Genomic DNA, 20,509 nt, shown 5'->3' on the forward strand with positions numbered 1-20,509 from the left:
GGGCCCGACTACGCCGCGAAGCGGCGGTCGACCCAGCGGAAGGCGAATTCGATCGCCGCCGCCGCGACCGCCGCGATAGCGACCGCCGCCCACGGCATCGTCGTGCCGACCAGCTTCAGGGCGAAGAAGTCCTGGAGCCAGGGGATGACGAGGACGAGCAGGAAGGCGAAGCCCATGGCGGCGACCAGGGCGATGCGCCACCAGGTGTAGGGGCGGGCGATGATCGCGAGGACCCACAACGACACCAGGAACAGGGCCAGCGTGGCCGCGCTGGTCTCGGCCTCGCGGGCGCCCTCGCCGGTGTAGTGGTGGCGGGCCAGGAGGTACGTGGCGAAGGTGGCGACCGCCGCGATGATGCCGCCCGGCAGGGCGTAGCGCATGACCCGGCGGACGAAGTGCGGTTTCGCGCGCTCCTTGTTGGGGGCCAGGGCGAGGAAGAACGCCGGGACGCCGATGGTGAGGGTGGAGAGCAGGGTCAGGTGGCGGGGCAGGAAGAGGTACTCCACCTGGGAGCAGACCACCAGCAGGGCGATCACTACGGAGTAGACCGTCTTGACGAGGAAGAGGGTCGCCACGCGCGTGATGTTGCCGATGACGCGGCGGCCCTCCGCGACCACCGACGGCAGCGTCGCGAAGCTGTTGTTCAGGAGGACGATCTGGGCGACCGCGCGGGTCGCCTCGGAGCCCGAGCCCATGGAGACGCCGATGTCCGCGTCCTTCAGGGCGAGGACGTCGTTCACGCCGTCGCCGGTCATCGCGACCGTGTGGCCCTTGGACTGCAGCGCGCCGACCATGTCCCGCTTCTGCTGCGGGGTGACGCGCCCGAAGACGGAGTTGGCGTCCAGGGCCTCCGCCATCTCGTCCTGGTCGGTGGGGAGCTGCCGGGCGTCGACGGTGTTCTCGGCGCCGGGCAGGCCGAGCTTGCCCGCGACGGCGCTGACGGAGACCGCGTTGTCGCCGGAGATGACCTTCGCCTGGACGTTCTGCTCCTCGAAGTACCGCAGGGTGTCCGCGGCGTCGGGGCGCAGCCGCTGTTCGAGGACGACGAGGGCGGTGGGGCGGGCCCCGGCCGCGATGTCCGGGGCGTCCAGGTCGCCCGCGGCGCGGGCCAGGAGCAGCACGCGCAGGCCCTGGTGGTTGAGCTCCTCGATCTCGTCGAGGGCCGGGTCGCCGGTGGGGAGCAGCACGTCGGGGGCGCCGAGCAGCCAGGTGGAGTTCTCGCCGTCGCCCTCGCTGAAGCTGGCGCCGCTGTACTTGCGGGCGGAGGAGAACGGCAGTGACTCCGTGCAGCGCCACTCGTCGCTGTCGGGGTAGGCGTCGATGATGGCCTGGAGGGACGCGTTGGGGCGCGGGTCGGACTCGCCGAGGGCGCCGAGGACCTTGCGTACGTGACTCTCGTCGGAGCCGTTCAGGGGGCGCAGCTCGGTGACGTCCATGCCGCCCTCGGTGAGCGTGCCCGTCTTGTCGAGGCAGACGGTGTCGACGCGCGCGAGGCCCTCGATGGCGGGGAGTTCCTGCACCAGGCACTGCTTGCGGCCGAGGCGGATCACGCCGATCGCGAAGGCCACGGAGGTCAGCAGGACCAGGCCCTCGGGGATCATCGGGACGATGCCGCCGACCGTGTAGGCGATGGACTCCTTGAAGTTGTCGTCCTTGACGACCAGCTGGGAGATGATCAGGCCGATCGAGGTCGGGATCATCAGCCACGTCACGTACTTGAGGATCGTGGAGATGCCCGAGCGCAGTTCGGAGTGGACGAGCGTGAAGCGGCTCGCCTCTTCGGCGAGCTGCGCCGCGTACGCCTCGCGGCCCACCTTCGTGGCGGTGAACGCGCCGCCTCCCGCGACCACGAACGAGCCCGACATCATCTTGTCGCCGGGCTTCTTCAGGACCGGGTCGGCCTCGCCGGTGAGCAGCGACTCGTCGACTTCGAGGCCGTCGGCCTCGACCGTCTCGCCGTCGACCACGATCTTGTCGCCGGGGCCCAGCTCCACCAGGTCGCCGAGGACGATCTCGGAGGTGGAGATCTCCGCGGCCACGCCGTCGCGCCGGACCGTGGGCTTGGCCTCGCCGATGACGGCGAGCCCGTCGAGGGTCTTCTTGGCGCGCAGTTCCTGGATGATGCCGATGCCGGTGTTGGCGACGATCACGAAGCCGAAGAGGCTGTCCTGGATCGGCGCCACGAACAGCATGATCACCCAGAGCACGCCGATGATGGCGTTGAAGCGGGTGAAGACGTTGGCGCGGACGATCTCGGTGGTGGAGCGGCTGCTGCGGACGGGTACGTCGTTGATCTCGCCGCGGGCGACCCGCTCGGCGACCTCGGCCGCCGTGAGGCCGGTGGCCCGTGCCGTCGGCGGCGCCACCGGGTGGACCGGGTCCAGCTCGGCGCCCGCGTCGATATGCGTCATGCAGACGACGGTACGGGGGGAGTGGGGGGTTCACCCCTTGAGTACCGGAAAGATCCGACCTCGGTAGGACGGGGTTTGCCCTCAGGTCGTATGCCGTACTGCCGACGTACTACACCGGGCCGGAACCCTCCGTTCAGGCGTTGTCCGCGGCCTCGGCCCGCGCCCGCTTGATCGCCGCGTCGCGCGAGCGGACGTACCAGATGCCGATCAGGCCGAGGCCGCCGCCGGCGAGGCAGGTCCACACCCACCAGGTGATGTCGCGGTCGTCGAACCAGCCGTAGAACGGCAGCTGCACGACGAAGAGGGCGAACCAGAGGATCGTGCCGCCGGTGATGGTGGCGACGATCGGGCCCTCCAGGGGCTCCGGCGCCTCGTGCTTGGGTGTCCACTTCGCCATGACCCCCAGCTTAGTAGGGGCCGGTTCCGGCCCTCCGCGGGCGCTCGCACCCCTTGTGCCACAAGGCTCTACGCGCGGAGATGGCCATTTCTCGTTCATGTATTCATACTGAAACGGCTTCTTAATGGCCAGTTGCTTTCGTACGAAGAAACAATTTCGCACAAGCCCGGCCCATTCCGTTCCACAGAGGTCATGAGGTCCCGCATGTCCCCCTCGGCCAGCGCTCCGGTCGACGCCAAGCAGCCCCCGAATTCCCCGCAGGGCGGGCTCGACGGCTTCTTCAAGATCACGGAGCGGGGCTCGACCCTGGCCAGGGAAGTACGGGGCGGCTTCGCCACCTTCTTCGCGATGGCCTACATCATCGTGCTGAACCCGATCATCCTCGGCAGCGCCAAGGACATGTACGGCCACCAGCTCGACAACAAGCAGCTGGTCACCGCCACCGTCCTCACGGCCGCGTTCACCACGCTGCTCATGGGCGTCATCGGCAACGTGCCGATCGCCCTCGCCGCCGGACTCGGCGTGAACACCGTGGTCGCCCTGCAACTGGCGCCCCGGATGTCCTGGCCGGACGCCATGGGCATGGTCGTCCTCGCGGGCTTCGTGGTGATGCTGCTCGTGGCCACCGGCCTGCGGGAGCGCGTGATGAGCGCCGTGCCGCTGGGCCTGCGCAAGGGCATCGCGATCGGCATCGGCCTGTTCATCATGCTGATCGGCCTCGTCGACGCGGGCTTCGTCTCGCGCATCCCCGACGCCGCGCACACCACCGTCCCGCTCCAGCTCGGCGGCGACGGTCACCTCAACGGCTGGCCGGTCCTCGTCTTCGTCCTCGGCGTGCTGCTCACCCTGGCGCTGCTGGTGCGCAAGGTGCCGGGCGCGATCCTGCTTTCGATCGTCGTCATGACGGTTCTGGCCATGATCATCCACGCGGTCGCGGACGTGCCGTCCTGGGGTCTGACCACGCCCGAGTGGCCCGGCAACCCGGTCTCCACGCCCGACTTCGGCCTGGTCGGCGAGATCAGCCTGTTCGGCGGCTTCGACAAGGTCGGCGTGCTCACGGGCGTGCTGTTCGTCTTCACCGTGCTCCTGTCGTGCTTCTTCGACGCGATGGGCACGATCATGGGCATCGGCGACGAGGCCCACCTGACCGACGACAAGGGCAACATGCCCGGCATCAACAAGGTGCTCTTCGTCGACGGCATCGCGGTCGCCGCGGGCGGCGCCTCCTCCGCGTCGGCCACCACCTGCTTCGTGGAGTCCACGGCGGGCGTCGGCGAGGGCGCGCGGACCGGCCTCGCCAACGTCGTCACCGGCGGTCTCTTCGCCGTGGCGCTGTTCCTCACGCCGCTCGCCACGATGGTGCCCTCGCAGGCGGCCACGCCCGCGCTGCTCGCGGTCGGCTTCCTGATCCTGTCCGGCTCGATCGGCGCGATCGACTGGAGCGACTACACCATCGCGATCCCGGCGTTCGTGACGATGCTGATGATGCCGTTCACGTACTCGATCACGAACGGCATCGGCATGGGCTTCATCGCCTTCACCGTGCTGCGGCTCGCGGCCGGACGGGGCCGTGAGGTGCCGGTCGCGATGTACGTGGTGTCCGCCGTGTTCGCCTTCTACTACCTGATGCCGGCGCTCGGTCTCACGTAGCACCCCGAAGGGGCGCGGGTCCGCGGGTGCGGGCCGGGGGGCGGGGGCCCCGGCGGTGCCCCTGGGCGCCCCCTAGGCGTAGAACTTCTCCGTCGCCTCGACGGACGACTTGAACCGCTCGTCGAAGTCATCACGGATGAGCGTCCGGGCCACATAGTCCTGGACGCTCATTCCTCTTTTCGCGGCGTGCTGCCGGATCCGGTCGAGCAGATCGCCGTCTATCCGCAGGCTGAGCACTGTCGATGCCATGAGGACAGCGTTGCCGCCCCCTCGTGGGGGACGCCCGGCTTTCCGAATCCAGCTCACTCATTTGGGTGACGAAAGGGTTCTGTGTGCCAGATCACGGGCAACCCGGGCTTCCCTCGGCGGTAACCGAGTGGTCTTTAGTTAGGGTAATGAGTTACGCTAAAGAACATGCCGGACCTCTCCCATGGCGACAACGCTGCCGCCGTGAACTCGCTGCGCTCCGCCGTGATGCGCCTCTCCCGTCGACTCAAGCACCAGCGGGTCGACGAGTCGCTGAGCCCCACCGAGATGTCGGTGCTCGGCACCCTCGCCCGCTGTGGCAGCGCCACACCGGGTGAACTCGCCCGCAAGGAGCATGTGCAGCCGCCGTCGATGACCCGCATCGTCGCGCTCCTCGAAGCCAAGGGCCTGGTCAGGCTCGAACCGCACCCTGAGGACCGCCGCCAGAAGGTGGTGACCCAGACGGAGCAGGCCGAAGCCATGCTCGAGGAGAGCCGCCGCAAGCGGAACGCGTGGCTCGCGAACCTCGCCGCCGACCTCGACGAGGACGAGTGGGAGGCGCTGCGCGCCGCCGCGCCGGTCCTGGAGAAGCTGGCCCACCTCTGATCCGACGCCAAGGAGGCGAACCCTTTTGAGTACGGGATCCGGAGCAGACTCCGCCCCCGCACCAACCGCCCTCGACAAACCTGTCCGCCCCCACAAGACGTCCATGTTCAGCTCCCTGCACATCCGGAACTACCGGCTGTTCGCTGCGGGAGCCGCCGTCTCCAACACCGGCACCTGGATGGCCCGCATCACCCAGGACTGGCTGGTGCTCAGCCTCACGGGGTCGTCCGCCGCCGTCGGCGTGACGACCGCGATGCAGTTCCTGCCGATGCTGCTCTTCGGCCTGTACGGCGGAGTCATCGCCGACCGGTTCGCCAAGCGGAACCTGCTCTTCTTCACCCAGGGCGCCATGGGTGTGGGCGGCCTCTTCCTGGCCGCGATGACGCTCTCCGGACACGTCCAGGTCTGGCATGTGTACGTCACCGCGTTCTTCACCGGCCTGGTGACCGTCGTCGACAACCCGACCCGGCAGTCCTTCGTGTCCGAGCTGGTCGGCCCCGACCAGCTCCGCAACGCCGTCTCGCTGAACTCCGCGAACTTCCAGTCCGCGCGCCTCATCGGCCCGGCCGTCGCGGGCCTCGTCACGGCCGCCGTCGGCCCCGGCTGGGCGTTCCTCGCCAACGGCCTGTCCTTCCTCGCGCCGCTGACCGGACTCCTCCTCATCCGCACCGCCGAGCTGACCCGCAGCCCGCTCGCGCCACGCGGCCGCAAGGGGCAGCTCCGCGAGGGCCTCAACTATGTCTCCCGGCACCCGGAGCTGATCTGGCCGATCGTGCTCATCGGCTTCATCGGCACGTTCGGCTTCAACTTCCCGATCTGGCTCAGCGCGTACGCCGACGACGTCTTCCACGGCGGCTCCGGGATGTACGCCCTGTTCACCACGCTGATGGGGGCGGGGTCGCTGATCGGGGCGCTGCTCGCCGCTCGGCGGCGGTCCTCGCGCCTTCGGATGCTCGCGGGCGCGGCCGGTCTGTTCGGCGTCGCGCTGATCGCCGTCGCCGCGGTGCCCAGTGCCTACGCCTTCGCCGCGCTGCTCGTGCCGGTCGGCGCCATCGGGCTCACCGTCAACGTCACCGCCAACTCATCGGTGCAGATGGCCACCGACCCCGAGATGCGGGGGCGGGTGATGAGTCTGTTCATGATGGTGTTCGTGGGCGGTACGCCCTTCGGGGGGCCGTTGTTCGGGTGGCTCACCGATGCGTATGGCGTGCGCGTGAGCTTCGCTCTGGGTGGGCTGATCGTGGCTGTCGCCGCGCTCGGCGTCGGTCTGATGCTGGCGCGCGCGGCCAACCTCCGGTTGAAGGTGGACCTGCGGCGGGGCCGCACCCACGTGGAGTTTGTCGCCCGGGAGCGGGAGTTGGCGCCTGCGGCATAGCGGATGGTGGGGGGACTGCGCGTTCTCGTCGGGCTGCTGCCCGGTGGGGGCTGGTCGCGCAGTTCCCCGCGCCCCTTCGGGGGTGCCACCTGGGTGCTCACAGGCGCATCTCCAGGATCTGGCCCGGCCACGTGCCGTCCTTCTCCGTGAAGGACTCCGTCCTCACGAAGCCGTTGCTCTCGTAGTACGCGACGAGGCGGCCCTCGTTGCCCGCGTAGCAGTCGACCCGGAGCAGGGAGATGCCCTTCCTCCGGGTCTCGGCCGCGGCGTGGGCCAGGAGGGCGCGGCCCACGCCCAGGCCGCCGAAGCGGTGGTCGGTGGCCAGGTAGTGGACGTACTGCTCGGGCTCGGCGACCGGGGGAATGTAGGAGCCGGGGCCGTCGGTGAGCATCAGCATCCCCGCGGGCTCCCCTCCGACCTCGGCGATCCACGGCGAGCCCGTGGCCACGTACTTCTCGATCGCCTCGACGACCTTCGGGTTCCGCGACAGCGGCTCGGTGCCCCACTGCTTCGTGTGGCCCCGGGACACCAGCCAGGCGACGGCGCCGTCGAGGATGCCGAGGAAGGCGGGGACGTCGGCGGGTCCGGCGGCGCGGATGCGTACGGAATCGGAGTGATCCAAATCGTCCATGGAGGCAGGCTAGTCGCATGAGACTTTTCGCGGCGGTGCTGCCTCCGGAGCCGGTGGCGGACGAACTGGCCGGTGTGGTGGCGGGGTTGAGGCAGCTGCCGGGCCCGGACGGGGTGCGGTGGTCGAGCCGGGAGAACTGGCACTTCACGCTGGCGTTCCTGGCCGAGGTGCCCGACGAGGTGGTGCCGGGGGTGTGCGAGCGCATGGAGCGCGCGGCGCGGCGCACGGCGCCGTTCGCGCTGTCGCTGCGCGGCGGTGGTCACTTCGGCGGCAGGGCGCTGTGGGCCGGGGCGGGCGGCGCGGTCGCCGAGCTGCGGATCCTGGCGGGACGGGCGGAGGCGGCCGCGCGGAAGGCGGGCGTCACGATGACCGAGCACCGGCCCTACCGCCCGCACCTGACGCTGGCCCGCTCGCGCGGCGACGCGGACTTCACGCCGTACGTCGAAGCGCTGGGCGACTTCGCCGGCACGCCCTGGACCGTGCCCGAGCTGGTGCTCGTACGCAGCAATCTGCCCACGAGCGGAGTGCCGGGGGAGCGGCCCCGGTACGAGGCGGTGGGGCGGTGGCCGCTGGGAGGCGCCGCGAAGGGCGCGGACGCGGCCGGTTAACCTCGATGGCGTGAACCCCAAGACCAGGAACCGGATCATGGCCGGTGTGCTCGTGCTGATGTTCGTCGTCGTGGCGCTCGCGGCGGCGCTCGGCCAATAGCCGAGGCCGCCGCAGGCGCGTGCGTGTGTCCCCTCGCCGTCGCCGTCACCGGAGTGAGAGCCCCTCACCGGGGTGACGGCCCTCTCACCAGGCGAAGGCCTCCGGGGACGGACCCGGGCCGGGGAAGATCTCGTCGAGCGACAGGAGCACGTCCTTGCTCAGCTTCAGCTCGACGGCCCGCACGGCCGAGTCGAGCTGGTCCGCCGTGCGCGGGCCGACGATCGGGCCGGTGACGCCGGGGCGGGTGAGCAGCCAGGCCAGGGCGACCTCGCCGGGGTGCAGGCTGTGCTTGTCGAGCAGGTCCTCGTACGCCTGGACCTGCGCGCGCGTTGCCGGGTCGGTGAGCGCGGACGCGGCCCGGCCCGAGGCGCGGCGGCCGCCCTCGACCTCCTTCTTCAGGACGCCGCCGAGCAGCCCGCCGTGCAGCGGGGACCAGGGGATGACGCCGAGGCCGTAGTCCCGGGCGGCGGGCAGGACCTCCATCTCGGCGCGGCGCTCCGCGAGGTTGTAGAGGCACTGCTCGGTGACCAGGCCGTAGCTGCCGCGGCGGGCGGCCAGCTCGTTCGCCTGGGCGATCTTGTAGCCGGGGAAGTTGCTGGAGCCCGCGTACAGGATCTTGCCCTGCTGGACGAGGACGTCGACGGCCTGCCAGATCTCCTCGAACGGGGTGTTCCGGTCGATGTGGTGGAACTGGTAGATGTCGATGTAGTCGGTCTGCAGCCGCTTGAGGGAGGCCTCCACGGAGCGGCGGATGTTGACCGCCGAGAGCTTGTCGTGGTTCGGCCAGGGGGCGACGCCGTCCGGCGTCATGTTCCCGTACACCTTCGTGGCGAGCACGACCTTGTCGCGGCGGTCACCGCCCTGCGCGAACCAGGTGCCGATGATCTCCTCGGTGCGGCCCTTGTTCTCGTGCCAGCCGTAGGTGTTGGCGGTGTCGAAGAAGTTGATGCCCGCGGCGAGCGCGGCGTCCATGATGGCGTGGCTCTCCGCCTCCCCGGTCTGCGGCCCGAAGTTCATCGTGCCGAGAGTGAGGCGGCTTACCTTGAGTCCGGTGCGTCCCAGCTGCGTGTACTTCATGGGAGTCAAGGCAACGGGGTGGAGTGCGCTCTAGGCAAGGGGGTGTGGGGGAGGGGGGCGGTCAGTCGCGGGGGAAGTCGGAGGTCTTGAGGACGAGGTCGACGACGGTGCCGGTCAGGTCGATCTCGTCGCCGAAGGAGGCCCTGGACTCGGTGAGGTACTCGCCGTCCTTGGGGTTGGTGTAGACGTGACAGCGGCCCTGGTAGGGGTCGGCGATGAAGTAGACGGCGACACCGGCTTCGGCATAGGTGGCCTTCTTCGGGCCGTAGTCGTTCATTCCTGTGCCTCGGGAGATGACCTCGGCGGCGAACTCCACGTCCTCGTAGCGCCAGCGCCCTTCCTTGTCCGGCTCTGCTCCGTCGCGGAGCTTGGCCATGTCCGGGCAGAAGCCGTTCTGGTACCCGGGGAAGTCGATGCGTACGTCCGTCATCGCCATCACGTCCCGGCTGAACCTGTCATCCAGTGCGTAGAGGATCCTTCGGATGATCTGCCAGCGCACGTTGCGCTGCGGCACCATGGAGACGGCCCCCTCGACGACTTCCGCCTTGATTCCCTCGGGGATCGCCCGCTCGATCAGCTCGAACCATTCGTCCAAGCCCCACTCGGCGGCGCCATCGTCGGCCATTTCGAACCTGCCGGTCTCAGCGACGGTCATCGTGGCGCTCTTCCCCGCCGCCGGTCGAATACCCGCAGCCGCGCAGTACAACGATACGCACGGAGGCGACGTCACGCCCCGCCCAGCCACCCCGCCGCGTCCAGGCGGAACGCCTCCGGAGGGACGACCGCGCGCAGGTCGTCCTCCAGGGCCGCGAGGCGGTGGGCGCCGACCGTGTGGGCCCACTCCGCGCGCAGCTCGTCGAAGACCGCCGCCGAGCGGGCGAGGGCGTCCAGGCCGTGCGGGGTGAGGCGGACCAGTTTGCGGCGGGCGTCGGCCGGGTCGTCGGCGCGCTCGGCGTACCCGAGGGCGACCAGGCGGTCCACGGTCTTGCCCGCCGCCTGCTTGGTGACGCCGAGGCGCCGCCCGATCTCGCTGGCGCTCGCCCCGCCCGCGCCGACGGCCTGCATCGCGAAGCCGTGCGCGGGGCGCAGGTCGGGGTGGCCCTGGCGGGCGAGGTCGGCGTGCAGACGGTCGATGAGGGTGCGGAATCCGGCGAAGAGGAGGAGGGGCAGCTCGTAGCCGGGGCGCGCCGACCCCTGAGTCGGTCCCTTCCCTTTTTCGACAACCTGGTTTACCTTCTTGTCGTCAACCATGTTGTCCATTTTAGGGGGCCGGATTGTTCGCCGCACACACCCTTGAGACCGCACCGGAAGCCTCCCGTCCCGCCATGGAGGGCGTCGTACGGGCCTTCGGCGTGCTGCCGGACGCCGTCGGGCGGCTCGCCGAGTCGCCCGAACTGCTCACCGGTTTCCTGGAGTTGAGCGCGAAGTTCGAGAGCACGACGCTGGACCCGCTGGCCCGCGAGACCGTCATCATGACGATCGCCGTGCGCAACGACTGCCACGTGTGCGTCACGCTGCACACCGGCAAGCTGCGCAAGCTCGGCGCCGACGCGGCGCTCGTGGTCGCGCTCCGGGAGGGCGGGGAGCTGCCCGAGGGGCATGAACGCCTCGAAGCGGTACGGCAGTTCACGCTCCGCGTCCTTGAGCGTGCCGGTGGCGTGGACGACGCCGACGTGAAGGCGTTCCTGGCGCACGGCTACACGGAGCGCAACGCCCTGGAGGTCGTCATGGGCATCGGTACGTACACGATGTCGACCCTCGCGAACCGGCTCACGGGCGCCGTCTGAGCCACGGCCCCGGTGACCGGTCAGGAATCGAGAAGCGCCGGTCACCGGGCCGCAGTTAAATATCAGCCATGGACATCACCATTCACACCACGGCCCTTCCGCACACCGACCCGGACGCCTCCGTCGCCTTCTACCGCGACGCCCTCGGCTTCGAGGTCCGCACCGACGTCGGCGAGGGCACCATGCGCTGGATCACCGTCGGCCCCGCCGGCCAGCCCGACATGTCCATCCTGCTCGCGCCGCCCGCCGCCGACCCCGGGATCACCGAGGACGAGCGCCGCGTGATCGCCGAGATGATGGCCAAGGGCACGTATGGCTGGATCCTGCTGGCCACCCGCGACCTCGACGGCACCTTCGCGAAGGTCCAGGCCGCCGACGCCGAGGTCGTCCAGGAGCCCACCGACCAGCCCTACGGCGTCCGCGACTGCGCCTTCCGCGACCCCGCGGGCAACCTCATCCGCATCCAGGAACTCCAGGGCTGAGGGGGCCGACGCATGTGCAGTCCCGCCTGGGCCCAGGCCCGCACCGCCGCGAAGGAACAGGCCGATCTGACGCCCGCCGGGCCGCGCCCGCTGGCGGAGAGGCTGCGGGACACCCGCGCACGGCTGGAGGGCGACATCGACGTCTGGGTCGCCACGTCCGGCCCCGCGGGCGCCCACCTCGTCCCGCTCTCGTACTCCTGGGACGGCACCGCCTTCCTCGTCTCCACGCCGCGCGCCTCGGTCACCGGCCGTAACCTCCTCGCCGACGGCCAGGTGCGCCTCGGCCTCGGGCCGACCCGTGACGTGGTCGCCGTCCAGGGCACCGCCGAACCGGTCGACCTCGCCGACCTCGCCCCCGGCACGGGCGACACGTTCGCCGCCAAGACCGGCTTCGACCCGCGCGAGCTCGACGAGCCCTACCAGTACTTCCGCATCCGGCCCCGGCGCATCCAGGCCTGGCGCGAGGCGAACGAGATCCAGGGCCGCGACCTCATGCGCGACGGCCACTGGCTCGCCTGACGTCGCACGTCCGCAAGTCCGCCGCTCGTAAGCCCTTCGCTCGTCAGCCCTTCGTCCCCAAGTCCTTCTGAGAGGAACTGTCATGGCTACCGCCAAGAAGACCACCAAGAGCGCCGCCGCCGTCGAGCAGAGTGAGAAGCACGAGGGGTTCACCGAGGAGGAGCGGGCCGCCATGAAGGAACGCGCGAAGGAGTTGAAGGCCTCCTCGCGGCGCGGCTCGCGCTCGGCGAAGGCGGATCCGGAGGTCGACGTGCTCGCGAAGATCGCTGAGATGCCGGAGGCGGACCGGGTGCTCGCCGAGCGGATCCACGAGATCGTGAAGGCGAACGCGCCGGAGCTGACGCCCAAGCTCTGGTACGGCATGCCCGCGTACGCCAGGAACGGCAAGGTCCTGTGTTTCTTCCAGGCCGCGCAGAAGTTCAAGACGCGCTACGCCACGCTGGGCTTCAGCGACGAGGCGACCGGGCTCGACGACGGCACCATGTGGCCGACCGTGTTCGCCCTGACGGAGCTGACCGCCGCCGACGAGGCCCGCATCGGGCAGCTCATCAAGACGGCGGTCGGCTGAGGCGGCCGCCGCGGGGTGCGGCGACCGCCGGGCAGCCCTGGGGCTGCCGCCGAGGGGCGCCCTGGGCTAGCCCAGGGAAGCCCACTGCTTCCAGTACGGCGCCTCGCCGGACGCGACCCGGTTGCCGAACGTCCCGTCGCCCTTGCCCGCGTTGAGCCACAGGCGGCCGCTCGTGTCGCGCGCCAGCAGGTCGTGCTTGCCGTCGCCGTTGACGTCACCGGCGCCTATGACGTCCTTGTACGAGGCGCCCCAGTCCTTGAAGACGCGGACGCGGTCCTTGAGCTTGCCGGTGCGCAGGCCGTCGTAGCGCCACAGCTCGCCGGACTTGTCGAGGGCGAGGACGTCGCCGATGCCGTCGCCGTTGAGGTCGCCCGCGCCGATCACGCGGGTGTAGCCGGTCCAGGCGGAACGGACCTTCACCCGGGGCTTGAAGCCCGCCGCCCCGTCGTGGGCGTACACGTACACGTCCCCGGTGGCCTTGTCGCGGGCCAGCAGGTCCGGGCGGCCGTCGCCGGTCTGGTCGCCGCTCGCGAGGAGCGTGTCGTACTTGCTCCAGTCCCGGGCCAGACGCTGGTACGGCGAGTCCGGGGTGGGCAGGCCGCCGCACACCGGGGTGTAGAGGCGGGCCTCGCCGTCGGGAAGGCGCACGATCAGGTCGTTGCAGCGGTCCCCGTCGGCGTCGCCGAACGGCACGACGCGCGCCTTGTCGTCCCAGGGGGAGGCGTAGAACGTCTCCGTGGGGTTCGTGGCGTCGCCCGTGTACAGCTTCATGGAGTCGCTGAGCGACAGGCCCACGACGTCCCCTCGGGAGTCGTCGGCGTAGTCGTGCCACTGCGGCTTCGCGCGGGTGCCCGTGGTCGCCGTGTACGTGGCGCGCTTGCCGTCGGCGGCCTGCTGCGTCCACACCGCCACCGGGCGGCCCTGGTCGTCGGCGGCGACGAGGCCGGTGCTCGCGCTGTCCTTCGTCTGCGCGCTGAGGGTGCGCGGCTTGGACAGGTCGCCGCCCTTGACGGTCTGCGCGACGAAGTCCTTGCGGACGGTGCGACTGAGTTCGAAGCGCTTCTGGGTGTACGTGACGACGACGCTGCCGTTCGCCGTGGCCGCCGCGCCCAGTGACTCGGGGTCGACGTACGAGGCGAGCTTGCGGGCACCGCCCCAACTGCCCTTGGCGGCGGGGCGGGTGGCGACGCCCGGGGTGTCCTTGCCGATGAGGCCGACCGCCGTGACGTCGCCGTTCGGGGTGGTGAGCAGTTCGGCGGGCGCGTACGTCCGCGCGCCCACGCCGGTCTGCTCGGCCGCGCCCCACTCGGCCGCTCCGGCCGTCTTGCGGGCGTAGGCGCCGCCGTTCGCGAGCAGGTGGAAGCCGCCCTCGGGGTGGGCGGCGAGCGCGATCTGCTTCGGCTTCTCGCCGAGCTGCGGCAGGTCGCGCGGCGCGCTCCAGGAGGAGTCGCCGACCGCGGGCTTCTCCAGGAACTTGTAGTGCCACTTGTACGCCGACGGGTCCGGGTCGACGCCGTCGCCCGTGTAGTGGCTGTTGCCGCCCCAGATCACGCCGACGGTGCCCGCGGGGTCCACGGCGACGCGCAGGTCCCACAGGACGTAGTTGTAGACGTTGTCGTCGCGGACGATCGGGTCGGGGAGCCGGTCGAGGGTCTTGGGCGCGGACCACTCGCCGTCCGGGCCGCTGCGGTCGACGACCGTCAGGCGGTGGTCGGCGTCCATCCACGCGACGGCCTGGTGGCCCTTGGCGTTGGCGGCGAGGGTGGTCAACTGCGTGCGCGAGTGCGCCCAGTCGCGGGCGAGCGTGCCGGTGGTGACGTCCTCGGCGGGCCCGAAGTCCTTGCCGTCGGGGGCGAGGCGGGACAGCTTCAGGGTGCGGCTGCCGTTGTCGCCCGCGTCCGTCCACGACAGCAGCGAGAGCGCGCCGTCGTCGGTGCGCTGGAGCGTGGCGCCCGGCGCGGGCGTGGCGGGGCTCCAGGTGGTGCTGCCCGCGGGCCGCACCGACAGGACGGTCTTGCCGTCCTGCGTGAACAGCCCGGCGACCGTACCGCCCGAGGTCGCCTTCAGGTCGACGACGCCCGTGACACCGGGCAGTTCCTTGGGCGCGGCCCAGGGGCCGAGCCCGGTCGGGACGGCGTTCGCGGGCGTGGGTGCCTTGGTGGCCGCGCTGGGTGCGGTGGGCGTGGTCGCCTGGGCGCCCGGTGTGGCGGCGCCCAGGGCGAGGGCGGAGACGAGCGCGCCGCCCAGGAGGGCCGAACTGGCGCTCCTGCTGGGCCTGTTGGATCCGCCGACTCTGGTGCTTCTGGCGTTTCTGCTGGTCATGGTCAGCCTGCCATCCGGTAGCCGAAGTTGCCGCCGGTCGCGGGGCCGCCGACCGTGCCGAGGTGGAAGCTGGTGGCGCCCTCGCCGGTGACACCGGAGGCGCCGGTGGCGAGCTTCCAGACGCGGCCCTTGAAGCCGTCCTCGCCGTTGCCGCCGACGTACAGCTCCGTGGCGCCGTCGGCGCCCGAGCCGACCACGGCAACCGAGGCGCCGAAGTGGTCGTCCTTCTCCGAAGTGCTCGGTATGCCGCGGGAGTTCTGCGTGAACGAGGCGGCGCCGGTCGTGGTAATCCCGTCGGCGCTGCCGCGCAGCACGGTGATCGCGCCCGAGCCGGTGGCGGCGGCGTCGGAGCCGGTCTCGTACGAGGCTCCGACGACCAGGTCCGCGTAGCCGTCGCGGTCGGTGTCGCCGATGGCGAGGGACGAGCCGAACTTGTCGCCCGCCTCCTCGGCGCCGGGGACGCCCGCGCTGGCCTGCGTGTACGCGCGGGACTTCACGGTGGTGCTGACGCCGTCCTTGCCGCCGTACGTCACATAGACCTTGTTCTGCTTGGGGTAGCCCGTGACGAGGTCCTGGTAGCCGTCCTTGTTCAGGTCGCCGAACGCGGAGGGCATGGAGTCCTCCCGCACGTACGGGCCGCCGAACTCGCTGCCCTTGACCCAGCCGTCGGCGGAGCCCTTCAGCACGAACCCGCCCGGCTTGCCGCTGCCGAGGACGACGCCGCCGCTGGCCACGACGTCGTCGATGCCGTCGCCCGTGAGGTCGCCCACGTACACCGTGCCGATGACGAGCTTGTCCTCCTTGTCCACGGCGCGGTGCCACACCCCGGCCGGCTTGCCCGTGGTGCGGTTCAGCGGGCCGAGCAGGGCCGTGACGCCGTAGGAGTGGCCGTCGGCGGCGCGGCTCACGAAGTCGTCGACGCCGTCGCCGTTGACGTCACCCACGCCCATGCCGCCGCCGAGCAGCTTCGGCGAGGCCGAGGTGTAGTTGCCGGGCGGCAGGGCGGTGCCCTCGCCCGTGATGCCGTCCTTGCTCCCCCACAGCACCATGTTCTTCTGGAGGTAGTGCACGACCAGGTCGTCGTACCCGTCGCCGTCCAGGTCCCCCGCGGCGCTGACCTCGCGCCACTTCCCGTCCGCGACCGGCTCGCCCGGGACGCCCGGCGTGGCCTGGCTGAGAATGCCCGCCGTCTCGTACTTCAGGCCCGTCGCCGAGCCGTACGCCACGGTGACGACGCCCGCGCGCTTGATGTCGCCCACGGTGGCGGTGTGGGCGCCGATGGCGAGGTCCGGGAAACCGTCGCCGTTGAAGTCGGCCTTGGCGTCTGCCGTGCCTCCCCGCGTGGCTGCGGTGCCCGCCTGCTTGCTTGATGTGTCCGCCGTCGGTGCGGCCAGGGCGGCGGGTGCCAGCCCTGTCGTCCCGACGAGTGCGGCCGCGCATACGGCGGCCGCGGTGAGCGCTCTGCGGCGCATGTGGTCCCCCCACTTCCCATGGCGGACCGGGCGAACCGGAGGTCCGGATGCCCGGAATAGCCGCCAAAAGATCAAATCCAGCCAGATGATAAGCGCAGCCGGGCAGGAACGCTCACGTCCGTTTCCCGTACATCAGGCGCCGCAGGAGTGTCTCCGCGGGGCCGCGCTTCCCCCGTATCTCCAGGGCGTACGCCCCCGCGACCGTCACCAGCCACACACCCACCGCGAAGAGCACCATGGTCGCGCTGGTCAGGTGCTTGCCGAGGCCCAGGCCCCAGGCTGCGAGCAGCGGGGCGAAGAGGAGCGAGTGCGTGAGGTAGCAGGACAGGGAGCGCTTGCCCACGGCCGAGATCGCCGTGACGGCCTTGGCCGACTTGTCCCCGCGCTGCCGCTCCTGCCGCCGCGTCCACCAGTGGACGAACAGGGCCACCAGCGCCACGTACCCGAGGCCCGCCGCGCTGCCCGTGACGTCCCGCAGCGCCATCAGCGCGCCCGACTCGCTCTCCACGTCCGCCGGTACGTTCAGCGCGCCGACGTGCGCCAGGGCCGCGGGCAGTCCGCCCAGCCAGCCGACCGCTATCCCGACGATCGCCGTGCCCCGCAGCAGCCTCAGGTGCTTGCCCGGCTCCTCCAGGATGCGGCGCCGTGCCGCCCAGAAGCCCAGCAGGAAGATGAAGCCACCGCCGGTCACCAGCACGAGGGGTGCGGCGACGCCCACCAGGAAGAAGCTGGTCATCATGCGCGTGCCCGCCGCCGTCAGCCAGCTCTCCTCGCCCGCCCCGTACGCCTCGCTCCCCGGGTCCGCCCCCGCGTCCCCCAGCGAGCCCAACTCGCCCTGGAGCGCCGCCGTCACGACCGGCTGCACCGCCGCCGCGACCGTCACCGTCACGGATATCCAGATCCACCACTTCAGCGCCCGGTCCCCGCGCCGCAGGAACAGCCAGCCGAGGCCCAGGCTCAGCAGCCCGTAGTACCCGACGATGTCCCCCGCCATCAGCAGCCACGCGTGCGCCAGCCCTATGACCAGCATCCACAGGCTCCGCTTGCGCAGCAGCGCGGCCGCCTTCCGCCCTGACGTGCCGGTCGCCGTCTGGCGCAGATACAGCTGCATCATTCCGTACCCGAACAGGAACGCGAACAGCGGATAGATCCGGAGGTCCAGGCCCACGATCATCGCGAACTGCACCGTGTGGTCCAGCCAGCCGCCGTTCACCGGCTGCCAGCCCGATGGCCCGTAATCCGAATTCCACAGGTGGAACGCCGTGTTCGACATCGCGATGAACAGCAGCATCAGCCCTCGGGCGAGGTCTGGTGCGAGGGCGCGCTCGGCTGCGCGGACCCCTGTCGGGCGGGGGGCCGCCGGTCGGTTCGCCTCGTCGGCAGCGATGTCGAAGGTCATGCTTCGACGCTATGGCTGCCGCCCCGGGCCGAGCGTCAGCCGATCGGCTATCTGCGGCTACCCAAAGGTGAGTGTGAGGCGAGGAAGGCGGTCCAGGTGGCGGGGCGGAGGTGGAGGATCGGACCGGTTGGGTTCTTGGAGTCGCGTATGTGGACGGCGGTTGCCTGTCCGGCAGGGGTGAGGCAGGGGGCCATTTCTACGCAGTCCCCCTGGTCGCCGCTGTAGCTACTCTTCAACCAGTTCAGACCGGTGCTCATACTTTTCCTGCCACCCGCTCAATCAGTTTCGCCGAGTCTTCCGGACTTAGAGCCTGGGCTCGCAGGATCCCATAGCGTGCGAACAGGTGACCTAGTTCTGGTTGGTCGTCCACGAAGAATCCGCCACTTTGCCCTTCGACGTAAGCGAGTTGCCGGTGTTCGGCGGTCTCCAGGAACGTCATGGGCCCGTTCAGTCCTGCGTGAGTCTCGCGCGTGGGCGGCATCACCTGAATCTCGACATTGCGGAGTCGGGAGATGTCCAGCAGGTGGTGCAGTTGCTCCCGGAGGGTCTGTGGACCACCGATGGGGCGAGTGAGCGTGATCTCTTCCAGGACAAAGCTGACGATGGGCGCGGGCTTGCGGTGAAGGAGTTCCTGGCGTCCCAGTCGGGTCGCTACACGCGCCTCGATCTGCTCGTCGTCCAGCGGCGGGCAGTGACAGTCGAAGACCGCCCGTGCGTAGGCCTCAGTCTGTAGCTGCCCAGGGACAACGTGGTTCTGGTACACGTGCAGGGCGACGGCCTTCGCTTCCTCCTCCGCGTATTCGGCGAACCATGACGGAAGATGACTGACCCGCAGCGCCTTGTTGGCGGCCAACAGTGCACCTTGTGCACCCAGAATGTCGTCCGCGATCTCCGCGAGCTGCCCCTTCGGCGCCCGCTCTCCCCGCTCCACCATGGCCACTTGAGACTTGGAGTACTTCACGTACGTGCCAAGGCCGTCCTGGGTCATCCCGGCCCGCTCGCGGAAGAAGCGCAGCAACGCACCGAACATCTTGAGGTTCCCCGAACCTCGTTCACCGGAGTGCACAGCGTCCTCCCCAGGTGCACAACATCGCACGGCCTCCACCAGGCCCTGGTCACAGTATGTGAGCGCCCGTAAACATCTGCTCCATGAACCTGGAAAATCCCCCCACCCTCGTCCACCCCTGGATCCCGACCCACGGCCACGCCCTGCGCCACACCGGCATCCTCTTCGACGCGATCCGGATCCCCGGCGAGCTGGGCGACCAAGTCGCGTACGAACTGATCCAGTTCACCGACTTCAAGGCGGGCCCGATCATCCGCGAGGCGGCAGGCGCCCGGAACATGTACTTCGTCCTCCGCGCGGGCACGGCCGCCCTGCATGTCTGGCGCGGTGGGGCCCGGGCGCTCGGCCGCGACGGCCGGGGCGTGGCCTTCGTCGGCGTACCCGCCCTGGACGGCAACACCTTCCCGCTGGACTGGCGCTCGCTGCCGACGTGGGAAACGCCGTTCGTGGAGGGTGAGTTGCTGCAACAAATGGTGGAGCGGGTCTTGACTACGGTACGGTGACCGCGCAATCACGCTCTGTGCGGCAAGGCCGCTTAGAGCGGTCCTCGGAGGTGCTGTAACACCGTCCGAGGACCTTCACCACCGAGTGGAATAGAGGTCCACCGGGATGCTCCGGCATGCTATCGCGCCTGCGCGGCGCTACACGAAGGCTTCGCACGACGTCGTACGGCATCCGTGTCTGAACAGCGACGCGAAGATTCTGCTCCTGTACGTACAGGGGCTCCCGGACGCGGACGCGTCGGCCAAGTCGCTGAGCGGGCATGCGGCTCGCCTGGGGATCACGGGTCGGGCCTACCAGCGGGCCAAACAACTCCTGGCCGACGGCGGCTACTTGCACGAGTGGCGGTGGCAGGGGGAGCGGGGGCGTTGGATCACGGACCAGTTGCTGGCGAACGTCACTCTCACGCGTGAGGGGGCGGGGGTGGTTCGGGAGGGCGGTTGCCCTGAGCGGCCCGAGCCCCCGGTGCCGCCGGTGCCGCCTGTGCCGCCTGTATCGCCGAGTGCTCAGCGGCGGACGGTCGGTGGGCCGAGGGGTCGGGAGGTCGGTGGCTCTTACCCGGACAAGAACGTGGGGGAAGATCTTTCCGCCCTCCCACCCGAACCCGAATCCGAACTCGAATCCGATCCCGAGCCTGAGTCCGGACCGGAGCCCGCGCCGGAAGTCGCCGAAGCGGAACGGGTGTTGCTGTCGCTGCGGCATGCCAGCCGGGAGTTGCTGCTCGGGGTGCGGGAGGCCAGAGGGCTCGCGGACGTGGCGGCGGAGTGGCTGCGCCGGGGCGTCTCGGCGGCGGAGCTGCGGTTCGCGTTGACGGCCGGGTTACCGGCGGAGGGCGTGCGGTCCGCTGCCGCGTTCGTACGACATCGGCTGGAGCGGAAGCTTCCGGCGGTGGGGGAGGGGGTGCCCTTGGCCGGGTCCGGGGCGGGAGTTGGTGCTGCGGTCGGGGCCGGGGTTGGGGCGCTGGTGACGTGCGAGGGGCCCGGGGATGAGCACGTGTTTCGGCGGGTGGGGGAGGAGCGGGAGTGCGGGCGGTGCCGGGTGGGTGCGGCTGAGGGGGCGGCTGCCGGGCGGGAGGGGGTTGCGCGGGGGGTGCCGTGGAGGGAGCGGGTGGCGGGGGTGACGGCTGGGGTGGTCGGGGCTGCCGGGGCCGTCGGGTGAGGGGTCAGGCCGGGGGTGTGTCGGCTGTTTGGCGGCGGAGGACTTGGGCTTCTTCAGGGCGGCCGGTTTCCTCCAGCAGGAGGGCGAGATTGTTCGCGGCTTCGGGGCGGCCTTTGTAGTGGAGTTGACGCAAG

The 20,509-nt window shown here is 70.5% G+C and carries 21 protein-coding genes; 9 read left to right on the forward strand and 12 right to left on the reverse strand.

Translation table 11 applies throughout. From position 1 onward, the window contains the following. Positions 1-8: 8 nt before the first annotated feature. Positions 9-2,411, reverse strand: coding sequence for a cation-translocating P-type ATPase (locus tag ACZ6AA_RS19305; protein WP_468457333.1), 2,403 nt, complete (start codon positions 2,409-2,411; stop codon positions 9-11). 133 nt (positions 2,412-2,544) lie between these two features. Further along, positions 2,545-2,808 carry a DUF2530 domain-containing protein gene (locus ACZ6AA_RS19310; RefSeq protein ID WP_468457331.1) on the reverse strand — a complete coding sequence of 88 codons (264 nt, stop codon included), beginning with the start codon at positions 2,806-2,808 and terminating at the stop codon, positions 2,545-2,547. A gap of 204 nt (positions 2,809-3,012) precedes the next feature. On the opposite strand from ACZ6AA_RS19310, the gene ACZ6AA_RS19315 reads away from it, so the two are divergent. Continuing rightward, entirely contained in the window at positions 3,013-4,458 is a 1,446-nt protein-coding gene (locus ACZ6AA_RS19315) for an NCS2 family permease (RefSeq protein ID WP_468457329.1), read from the forward strand. Positions 4,459-4,530: 72 nt separating this feature from the next. Here ACZ6AA_RS19315 and ACZ6AA_RS19320 read toward each other — a convergent pair whose 3' ends face one another. Continuing rightward, entirely contained in the window at positions 4,531-4,707 is a 177-nt protein-coding gene (locus tag ACZ6AA_RS19320; RefSeq protein ID WP_078619340.1) for a ribbon-helix-helix protein, CopG family, read from the reverse strand. Positions 4,708-4,872: 165 nt separating this feature from the next. Between ACZ6AA_RS19320 and ACZ6AA_RS19325 the strand changes: the two genes are divergently transcribed. Together ACZ6AA_RS19325 and ACZ6AA_RS19330 are read left to right on the forward strand one after the other, a co-directional pair. Next, positions 4,873-5,310 (forward strand): MarR family winged helix-turn-helix transcriptional regulator, encoded by a 438-nt coding sequence (locus tag ACZ6AA_RS19325; RefSeq protein ID WP_030361471.1) that lies wholly within the window; start codon positions 4,873-4,875, stop codon positions 5,308-5,310. 25 nt (positions 5,311-5,335) lie between these two features. Then, the gene (locus tag ACZ6AA_RS19330; RefSeq protein ID WP_468457327.1) at positions 5,336-6,685 is read left to right on the forward strand and encodes an MFS transporter; all 1,350 of its coding nucleotides are present in this window, start codon (positions 5,336-5,338) and stop codon (positions 6,683-6,685) included. 97 nt (positions 6,686-6,782) lie between these two features. Here the strand turns inward: ACZ6AA_RS19330 and ACZ6AA_RS19335 are convergent, their stop codons facing one another. Beyond that, the gene (locus ACZ6AA_RS19335; protein ID WP_468457325.1) at positions 6,783-7,316 is read right to left on the reverse strand and encodes a GNAT family N-acetyltransferase; all 534 of its coding nucleotides are present in this window, start codon (positions 7,314-7,316) and stop codon (positions 6,783-6,785) included. Positions 7,317-7,333: 17 nt separating this feature from the next. Between ACZ6AA_RS19335 and thpR the strand changes: the two genes are divergently transcribed. After that, entirely contained in the window at positions 7,334-7,924 is a 591-nt protein-coding gene (gene thpR, locus ACZ6AA_RS19340) for an RNA 2',3'-cyclic phosphodiesterase (protein ID WP_468457323.1), read from the forward strand. 184 nt (positions 7,925-8,108) lie between these two features. On the opposite strand, the gene ACZ6AA_RS19345 is transcribed toward thpR, so the two are convergent. The 3 genes from ACZ6AA_RS19345 to ACZ6AA_RS19355 all read right to left on the reverse strand — a co-directional run bounded on the left by ACZ6AA_RS19345 (position 8,109) and on the right by ACZ6AA_RS19355 (position 10,352). Beyond that, entirely contained in the window at positions 8,109-9,101 is a 993-nt protein-coding gene (locus tag ACZ6AA_RS19345) for an aldo/keto reductase (RefSeq protein ID WP_471459075.1), read from the reverse strand. A gap of 61 nt (positions 9,102-9,162) precedes the next feature. Continuing rightward, positions 9,163-9,756 carry a Uma2 family endonuclease gene (locus tag ACZ6AA_RS19350; protein ID WP_471459077.1) on the reverse strand — a complete coding sequence of 198 codons (594 nt, stop codon included), beginning with the start codon at positions 9,754-9,756 and terminating at the stop codon, positions 9,163-9,165. A 71-nt stretch (positions 9,757-9,827) separates the two neighbouring features. Further along, positions 9,828-10,352: a MarR family winged helix-turn-helix transcriptional regulator gene (locus ACZ6AA_RS19355; protein ID WP_468481277.1), complete on the reverse strand. Its 525-nt coding sequence runs from the start codon at positions 10,350-10,352 to the stop codon at positions 9,828-9,830. A gap of 74 nt (positions 10,353-10,426) precedes the next feature. Here ACZ6AA_RS19355 and ACZ6AA_RS19360 point away from each other — a divergent pair, with 74 nt between their 5' ends. The 4 genes from ACZ6AA_RS19360 (at position 10,427) to ACZ6AA_RS19375 (ending at position 12,457) form a co-directional block, all read left to right on the forward strand. Continuing rightward, positions 10,427-10,888: a carboxymuconolactone decarboxylase family protein gene (locus tag ACZ6AA_RS19360; RefSeq protein ID WP_471459079.1), complete on the forward strand. Its 462-nt coding sequence runs from the start codon at positions 10,427-10,429 to the stop codon at positions 10,886-10,888. 68 nt (positions 10,889-10,956) lie between these two features. Then, on the forward strand, positions 10,957-11,370 hold the full coding sequence (locus ACZ6AA_RS19365; RefSeq protein WP_468457316.1) for a VOC family protein: 414 nt from the start codon (positions 10,957-10,959) through the stop codon (positions 11,368-11,370). Between the two features lie 66 nt (positions 11,371-11,436). Beyond that, a complete protein-coding gene (locus ACZ6AA_RS19370) occupies positions 11,437-11,889 on the forward strand; it encodes a pyridoxamine 5'-phosphate oxidase family protein (RefSeq protein WP_471459440.1) in 453 nt (150 codons plus the stop codon). A gap of 82 nt (positions 11,890-11,971) precedes the next feature. After that, positions 11,972-12,457, forward strand: a complete 486-nt coding sequence (locus ACZ6AA_RS19375; protein ID WP_468457314.1) for an iron chaperone — start codon at positions 11,972-11,974, stop codon at positions 12,455-12,457. A gap of 66 nt (positions 12,458-12,523) precedes the next feature. On the opposite strand, the gene ACZ6AA_RS19380 is transcribed toward ACZ6AA_RS19375, so the two are convergent. The 5 genes from ACZ6AA_RS19380 to ACZ6AA_RS19400 all read right to left on the reverse strand — a co-directional run bounded on the left by ACZ6AA_RS19380 (position 12,524) and on the right by ACZ6AA_RS19400 (position 18,680). Beyond that, the gene (locus ACZ6AA_RS19380; protein WP_471459082.1) at positions 12,524-14,779 is read right to left on the reverse strand and encodes an FG-GAP repeat domain-containing protein; all 2,256 of its coding nucleotides are present in this window, start codon (positions 14,777-14,779) and stop codon (positions 12,524-12,526) included. Between the two features lie 2 nt (positions 14,780-14,781). Further along, positions 14,782-16,251 carry an FG-GAP and VCBS repeat-containing protein gene (locus tag ACZ6AA_RS19385; protein ID WP_468481279.1) on the reverse strand — a complete coding sequence of 490 codons (1,470 nt, stop codon included), beginning with the start codon at positions 16,249-16,251 and terminating at the stop codon, positions 14,782-14,784. A 112-nt stretch (positions 16,252-16,363) separates the two neighbouring features. Further along, positions 16,364-17,650: a DUF418 domain-containing protein gene (locus ACZ6AA_RS19390; RefSeq protein ID WP_471459084.1), complete on the reverse strand. Its 1,287-nt coding sequence runs from the start codon at positions 17,648-17,650 to the stop codon at positions 16,364-16,366. 47 nt (positions 17,651-17,697) lie between these two features. Then, the gene (locus ACZ6AA_RS19395) at positions 17,698-17,907 is read right to left on the reverse strand and encodes a DUF397 domain-containing protein (protein WP_468457307.1); all 210 of its coding nucleotides are present in this window, start codon (positions 17,905-17,907) and stop codon (positions 17,698-17,700) included. Continuing rightward, positions 17,904-18,680 (reverse strand): helix-turn-helix domain-containing protein, encoded by a 777-nt coding sequence (locus ACZ6AA_RS19400; protein ID WP_468457305.1) that lies wholly within the window; start codon positions 18,678-18,680, stop codon positions 17,904-17,906. The genes ACZ6AA_RS19395 and ACZ6AA_RS19400 overlap by 4 nt, the downstream gene beginning before the upstream one ends. Before the next feature lie 119 nt (positions 18,681-18,799). On the opposite strand from ACZ6AA_RS19400, the gene ACZ6AA_RS19405 reads away from it, so the two are divergent. After that, entirely contained in the window at positions 18,800-19,219 is a 420-nt protein-coding gene (locus tag ACZ6AA_RS19405; RefSeq protein ID WP_468457303.1) for a hypothetical protein, read from the forward strand. Positions 19,220-20,509: the final 1,290 nt, after the last annotated feature.

The sequence above is a fragment of the Streptomyces sp. NPDC040610 genome (assembly GCF_055594065.1).

Coding starts and splice junctions, on each gene's coding strand:
- ACZ6AA_RS19315 (WP_468457329.1), top strand. CDS start 3,013: ATGTCCCCCTCGGCCAGCGCTCCGGTCGACGCCAAGCAGCCCCCGAAT.
- ACZ6AA_RS19335 (WP_468457325.1), bottom strand. CDS start 7,316: ATGGACGATTTGGATCACTCCGATTCCGTACGCATCCGCGCCGCCGGA.
- ACZ6AA_RS19345 (WP_471459075.1), bottom strand. CDS start 9,101: ATGAAGTACACGCAGCTGGGACGCACCGGACTCAAGGTAAGCCGCCTC.
- ACZ6AA_RS19365 (WP_468457316.1), top strand. CDS start 10,957: ATGGACATCACCATTCACACCACGGCCCTTCCGCACACCGACCCGGAC.
- ACZ6AA_RS19385 (WP_468481279.1), bottom strand. CDS start 16,251: ATGCGCCGCAGAGCGCTCACCGCGGCCGCCGTATGCGCGGCCGCACTC.
- ACZ6AA_RS19400 (WP_468457305.1), bottom strand. CDS start 18,680: ATGTTCGGTGCGTTGCTGCGCTTCTTCCGCGAGCGGGCCGGGATGACC.
- ACZ6AA_RS19380 (WP_471459082.1), bottom strand. CDS start 14,779: ATGACCAGCAGAAACGCCAGAAGCACCAGAGTCGGCGGATCCAACAGG.
- ACZ6AA_RS19355 (WP_468481277.1), bottom strand. CDS start 10,352: ATGGTTGACGACAAGAAGGTAAACCAGGTTGTCGAAAAAGGGAAGGGA.
- ACZ6AA_RS19320 (WP_078619340.1), bottom strand. CDS start 4,707: ATGGCATCGACAGTGCTCAGCCTGCGGATAGACGGCGATCTGCTCGAC.
- ACZ6AA_RS19310 (WP_468457331.1), bottom strand. CDS start 2,808: ATGGCGAAGTGGACACCCAAGCACGAGGCGCCGGAGCCCCTGGAGGGC.
- ACZ6AA_RS19395 (WP_468457307.1), bottom strand. CDS start 17,907: ATGAGCACCGGTCTGAACTGGTTGAAGAGTAGCTACAGCGGCGACCAG.
- ACZ6AA_RS19325 (WP_030361471.1), top strand. CDS start 4,873: ATGCCGGACCTCTCCCATGGCGACAACGCTGCCGCCGTGAACTCGCTG.
- ACZ6AA_RS19360 (WP_471459079.1), top strand. CDS start 10,427: ATGGAGGGCGTCGTACGGGCCTTCGGCGTGCTGCCGGACGCCGTCGGG.
- ACZ6AA_RS19405 (WP_468457303.1), top strand. CDS start 18,800: ATGAACCTGGAAAATCCCCCCACCCTCGTCCACCCCTGGATCCCGACC.
- ACZ6AA_RS19350 (WP_471459077.1), bottom strand. CDS start 9,756: ATGACCGTCGCTGAGACCGGCAGGTTCGAAATGGCCGACGATGGCGCC.
- ACZ6AA_RS19375 (WP_468457314.1), top strand. CDS start 11,972: ATGGCTACCGCCAAGAAGACCACCAAGAGCGCCGCCGCCGTCGAGCAG.
- thpR (WP_468457323.1), top strand. CDS start 7,334: ATGAGACTTTTCGCGGCGGTGCTGCCTCCGGAGCCGGTGGCGGACGAA.
- ACZ6AA_RS19305 (WP_468457333.1), bottom strand. CDS start 2,411: ATGACGCATATCGACGCGGGCGCCGAGCTGGACCCGGTCCACCCGGTG.
- ACZ6AA_RS19390 (WP_471459084.1), bottom strand. CDS start 17,650: ATGACCTTCGACATCGCTGCCGACGAGGCGAACCGACCGGCGGCCCCC.